Raw genomic sequence first — 5,705 nt, forward strand, 5'->3', positions numbered from 1 at the left:
CGAGCGCCTGCGCCGCCGCATCCGACGACGCATAGGTGAAGGCCACGGCCGCGCCATCGTTCGCGAGCCGCCGCACGATGGCCGCACCGATGCCGCGCGAGCCGCCCATTACGAGGGCGGCCTTGCCGGAGAGAGATTTCGTCATGTCGACTTCCTTTTTTAACGGATCGATCGATCCAGAATAGAGCAAAAAAAAGCGCACCCGAAACCGGGCGCGCGCACACGCATTCAACGCAGGCCGCGCATCGCCATGCGCGCGATGTCGCGCAGGTCCTCGACCGAAGCGCCGCCGCGTCCCGAGAGCTTGAGCCCCGACAGCGTGGCCATCAGGAACTGCGCGGCCGCGCGCGGCGCGAGCGCGGAATCGATCTCGCCCGCGGCCTGCGCCTCGCCGATGCGGCCCTCGATGGCCGACTGCAGCATGCGGCCCGCGGTGTCGGTCAGCAGGCTCACCTCGGCATCGCCGCGGCCGAACTCGCAGACCGCGCCGATGCCCATGCAGCCCGGCTGCCCCTGCGCGCCGAAATGGGTCGCCATGCCGTCGAGCATGGCCGCTAGCCCCGCGCGCGGCGAGGCACCGCCATGCAACGCGCGGATGTGCTGCGACACATGGCCCACGGCGTACTGCTGCAGCGCCTCGAGATAGAGCCTGCGCTTGTCGCCGAAGGTGTCGTACATGCTCTGGCGGCTGATGCCCATGGCGGCGAGCAGCATCTCGGTCGAGGTGCCGTCGTAGCCGTGGTCGCAGAACACGGCGATCGCGCCCTGCAGGGCGGCGTTGCGGTCGAAGGCTTTGGGTCGGGCCATGGCGGGTGAGTCTAGCGATTCCGGATCGACCTGTCCATAACAGGTGATTCCGGAATCGCCCCGCCCTTCCTCCTCAGGCCGGCACCGCCTCGCGCGCCACCGTGCCCGCCTCGGCGCGCGGCGCCACGAGCCGCGCGCGCAGCGCATCGCGCCTCACTTGCGCGGCAGCGATGCTCGCCTCCTTCACATGTCCGTAGCCGCGGATCTGCTCGGGCAGCTTCGCGAGCGCCAGCGCCGTCTCGGCATCGACCTCGTCCCAGCGCGCGAGGATGTCCTCGATGCCCGCGCGGTACTCCTCGATCAGGCGGCGCTCGGTCCTGCGTTCCTCGGTGCGGCCGAAGGGATCGAAGGCCGTGCCGCGCAGCCGGCGCAGCGCGGCGAGCACGCGGAAGCCCTGCAGCATCCATGGCCCGAAGGCGCGCTTGACCGGCCGGCCCTGCGCATCGCGCTGCCCGAGGATCGGCGGCGCGAGGTGGAAGCGCAGCTTGGGCGTGCCCTCGAATTCCTGCTGCAGCTTCTTCATGAAGTCGCCGTCGGTATAGAGGCGCGCGACCTCGTACTCGTCCTTGTAGGCCATCAGCTTGAACAGGTTGGCCGCCACTGCGCGCGTGAAGCGATCACCGCGGCCGCGGGCCTGCTCCACGCCGCGCACCCGCGCCACGAAGTCCGAGAAGCGCCGCGCATAGGCCGCGTCCTGGTAGGCCGTGAGGAAGGCCGTGCGGTCCGCGAGCAAGGCGTCGAGCCCCTGCGGCAGCTGCAGCGCCACCGGCTGCGCGGGCGAGGCCTCGCGCGCCACGGCCGCGAGGTCGAGCGCGGCGCGCCGGCCCCAGTGGAAGGCCTGCTGGTTGGCCTTCACGGCCACCCCGTTGATCTCGATCGCGCGCAGCAGCGCGGCCGAACTCAGCGGCACATAGCCCTTCTGGAACGCGAAGCCCAAAAGGAACAGGTTGGCCGCGATGGCGTCGCCCATGAGCCGGGTCGCGAGGCCGGTGGCATCGATGAAGTCGGCCTTGCCGGCCACCGATTCCTCGATCAGCGCGCGCACTTGGCCGACCGGGAAGGTCCAGTCGGGGTCCTGCGCGAAATGGCCGGTCGGCTGTTCGAAGGTGTTCACCAGCGCATAGCTGCGGCCCGGGCGCATCTTGGCGATGGCGTCGGGCGCGCCCGCGGTCAGCATGTCGCAACCCAGCACCAGGTCGGCCTCGCCGGTGGGAATGCGCTGCGCCTTGAGCTGCGCCGCGTCGCGCGCCAGCCGCACGTGCGAGGTCACCGAGCCGTTCTTCTGCGACATGCCCGTCATGTCGAGCACGCTCGCGGCCTGGCCCTCGAGGTGCGCGGCCATGCCGATCAGCGCGCCGATGGTGATGACGCCGGTGCCGCCGATGCCGGTGATCAGGATGTTGTGCATGCCCTCGATCGCATGCACGGGCGGCTCGGGCAGCGCCGCGTCGGCCTCGGCGCCGCGCGCGGCCACCGGCTTGATGCGCCGCGGCTTCACGCCTTCCACGCTCACGAAGCTCGGGCAGAAGCCCTTGACGCACGAGTAGTCGGCATTGCACGCGCTCTGGTCCACGCGGCGCTTCAGGCCATGGGGCGTGGGCTGCGGCAGCAGCGAGGTGCAGTTCGACTGCTCGCCGCAGTCGCCGCAGCCCTCGCACACGGCCTCGTTGATGAACACGCGGTGCGAGGCCTGCGGGAACTCGCCCTTCTTGCGGCGCCGGCGCTTCTCGGCCGCGCAGACCTGGTCGTAGATCAGCACCGACACGCCCTCGTAGTCGCGCAGCGCGCGCTGCACCGCGTCCATCTCGTCGCGGTGGTGGATGGTGAGGACGAAGCCGCCGCCATCGGCCGGCAGCGGCGAGCGGTCGCGCCAGCGCGTCGGGTCCTCGGCCACCAGCGCGATGCGGCGCACGCCCTCGGCCGCCACCTGGTGCGCGATGCGCGGCACGCTCACCGGTCCGTCGACGGGCTGGCCGCCGGTCATCGCCACCGCGTCGTTGTAGAGGATCTTGTAGGTGATGTTCACACCCGCGGCCACGGCGGCGCGGATCGCCATCGAGCCCGAGTGGTAGTAGGTGCCGTCGCCGAGGTTGGCGAACACGTGGTTGCGCTTCGAGAACCAGGCCTGGCCGAGCCAGGGCGCGCCCTCGCCGCCCATGTGGGTGGTCGTGCGGTTGTGCTCGGGATAGATCGCGGTCGCCATCACGTGGCAGCCGATGCCGGCCAGCGCCAGGCTGCCCTCGGGCACCTTGGTCGAGGTGTTGTGCGGGCAGCCCGAGCAGTACCAGGCCGGCCGCGCCGGCGTGGCCACGGCCTTGCCGAGCACCACGTCCTTGGCGTCGAGGATCGCCAGCCGCGTGCGGATCATGTCGCTGGTGTGGAAGCGCGCCACCCGCGCCGCGATCACGCGCGCGATCTGCGCCACCGAGAAGTCGGCCGTGGCCGGCAGCAGCCACTGGCCGCGCGGATGGGCGCCCCATTCGCCGCGCTCGTCGAACTTGCCGATCACGCGCGGGCGCACGTCCTCGCGCCAGTTGTAGAGATGCTCCTTGAGCTGGTACTCGACGATCTGGCGCTTCTCCTCGATCACCAGGATCTCGTCGAGCCCGTCGGCGAACTCGCGGATCGAGTCGGGCTCCAGCGGCCAGGGCATCGCCACCTTGAACACGCGGATGCCGATGCGCGCCGCCTCGGCCGCGTCGATACCCAGCTCCTCGAGCGCCTCCAGCGCGTCGCGGTACGACTTGCCCGAGGCCACGATGCCCAGCCGCGCCGAGGGCGCGTCGATGGTCACGCGGTTGAGCCGGTTGGCGCGCGCATAGGCGATGGCCGCGTAGATCTTCGCGTCCTGCATCAGCGCCTCCTGCTTGCGCGCCTGCACGCCGAGCGTGTCGGTCGACAGCCGCGCATGCATGCCGCCCGCGGGCGGCACGAAGTCCTCGGGCAGCAGGGTGCGCACGTTCTGCGCGTCGGCCGGGATCGAGCCCGAAGATTCCACCGTGTCGGCCAGCGCCTTGAAGCCCACGGGCAGCCCCGCGAAGCGCGACATCGCGAAGCCGTGCAGGCCCAGCTCGATGTACTCCTCCACGCTCTGCGGATAGAGCATCGGGATCATCGAGGCCGCGAACAGGTGGTCGCTCTGGTTCGGCAGGGTCGACGAATAGGCGCCGTGGTCGTCGCCCGCCACCAGCAGCACGCCGCCATCGGGCGAGGTGCCCGCGTGGCTCATGTGCTTGAAGACGTCGCCACAGCGGTCCACGCCGGGCGCCTTGCCGTACCACATGGCGAACACGCCATCGACCGCGCTCTCGCCGGTCAGGTGCACCTGCTGCGTGCCCCAGACGGCGGTGGCCGCCAGTTCCTCGTTCACGCCGGGCAGGAACTTGACATGGTTGGCATCGAGGTGCGGCTGCGCCTTCCACAGCGCCTCGTCGAGCCCGCCGAGCGGCGAGCCGCGGTAGCCGGAGACGAAGCCCGCGGTATTAAGGCCGTTGGCCTGGTCGCGCCATCGCTGCACGAGCATGAGGCGTACCAGCGCCTGGATGCCGCTCAGGTAGACGCGGCCGGACGTGGAGGTGTACTTGTCGTCCAGCGAGACGCTGGCGAGATCGTGGGACATGAGAGAAGGCTTCGGTAAGAGTCGCGAGAGATGCCCGTTCGGCCACCGGTAAGCGGCCTGCGGGCGGAACACGCGCCGCGGGTAAGCGGCGCGCGCTGGGGAAGATAGCGCAGCGCGGAGGATCGTGGGCTCAGGCCTCCTTCGGCTGGTACCAGCGGTCCTTGGCCAGCATCACCTCGTTGTGCGCCGCGCCGGCCGGCATCATTGGAAAGCAGTTCTCCTGCGCCGCCACCTGCACGTCGAGGAAGAACGGCCCCTCGCTCGCCAGGCATTCGGCCAGCGCCGCGGGCAGCTCGGCCGGATCGCTCACGCGCCGCGCGCCCCAGCCGAAGGCCTTGGCCAGCGCCACGAAATCGGGCAGCGCCTCGTTCCAGCTGTGGCTCAGGCGGTTTCCGTGGTTGAGCTCCTGCCACTGGCGCACCATGCCCATGTAGCCGTTGTTGCACAGCACCAGCTTGATCGCCGCGCGGTGCTGCACCGCGGTCGAGAGCTCCTGGATGTTCATCAGCACCGAGGCGTCGCCGCTCACGCAGACGGCCAGCGCCTCGGGATGCGCCACCTGCGCGCCGATCGCGGCCGGCAGGCCGTAGCCCATGGTGCCGGCGCCGCCCGAGGTGAGCCAGCGGCGCGGCCGGTCGAAGCGCAGGTACTGCGCGGCCCACATCTGGTGCTGGCCCACGTCGGTCGAGACGATGGTGTCGCGCCCCGTGTCGGCGATCGCCTGCTGCAGCGAGGCCATGAGGCGTTGCGGCAGGATCGCGTCGGTGCGCGGCGCGAAGCCCAGGCAGTCCTCGGCGCGCCAGCCTTCGATGCGCTGCCACCAGGGCGCGAGCCGCGCGGCCTCGAAACGCTCGGGCAGCAGCGCGAGCAGCGCCTCGAGCACGGCCGCGCAGTCGCCCACCATCGGCACGTCGACCTGCACCACCTTGTTGATGCTGCTCGGGTCGATGTCGATGTGGATCTTGCGTGCGTGCGGGCAGAAGCGGTCGAGCTTGCCGGTCACGCGGTCGTCGAAGCGCGCGCCCACGCAGACCACGAGGTCGGCCTCGTGCATCGCGAGGTTGGCCTCGAGCGTGCCGTGCATGCCGAGCATGCCGAGGAAGGCCGGGTCCGAGGCCGGGAACGCGCCCAGCCCCATCAGCGTGAGCGTGCACGGCGCATGCAGCCGCCGCACCAGCTGCGTGAAGGCCTCGCAGGCCGCGGGACCGGCATTGATGAGCCCGCCGCCGCCATAGAGCACCGGCCGGCGCGCGGTCGAGATCAGGTCGGCCGCGCGCTG

At 70.9% G+C, this 5,705-nt stretch carries 4 protein-coding genes; all 4 read right to left on the reverse strand.

What is annotated here, in order from left to right:
- A partial coding sequence (locus AC27VN_RS30760) for an SDR family NAD(P)-dependent oxidoreductase (RefSeq protein ID WP_490879012.1) occupies nucleotides 1-145 on the reverse strand: 145 nt, incomplete at its 3' end.
- Nucleotides 146-228: 83 nt separating this feature from the next.
- Nucleotides 229-807, reverse strand: a complete 579-nt coding sequence (locus AC27VN_RS30765) for a TetR/AcrR family transcriptional regulator (protein WP_490879009.1) — start codon at nucleotides 805-807, stop codon at nucleotides 229-231.
- A 73-nt stretch (nucleotides 808-880) separates the two neighbouring features.
- On the reverse strand, nucleotides 881-4,426 hold the full coding sequence (locus AC27VN_RS30770; protein ID WP_490879010.1) for an indolepyruvate ferredoxin oxidoreductase family protein: 3,546 nt from the start codon (nucleotides 4,424-4,426) through the stop codon (nucleotides 881-883).
- A 130-nt stretch (nucleotides 4,427-4,556) separates the two neighbouring features.
- Nucleotides 4,557-5,705 (reverse strand): thiamine pyrophosphate-dependent enzyme (locus AC27VN_RS30775; RefSeq protein WP_490879011.1); only part of this gene is annotated, 1,149 nt, incomplete at its 5' end.

The sequence above is a fragment of the Variovorax sp. 20P10.2.4 genome (assembly GCF_058244205.1).

Coding starts and splice junctions, on each gene's coding strand:
- AC27VN_RS30765 (WP_490879009.1), bottom strand. CDS start 807: ATGGCCCGACCCAAAGCCTTCGACCGCAACGCCGCCCTGCAGGGCGCG.
- AC27VN_RS30770 (WP_490879010.1), bottom strand. CDS start 4,426: ATGTCCCACGATCTCGCCAGCGTCTCGCTGGACGACAAGTACACCTCC.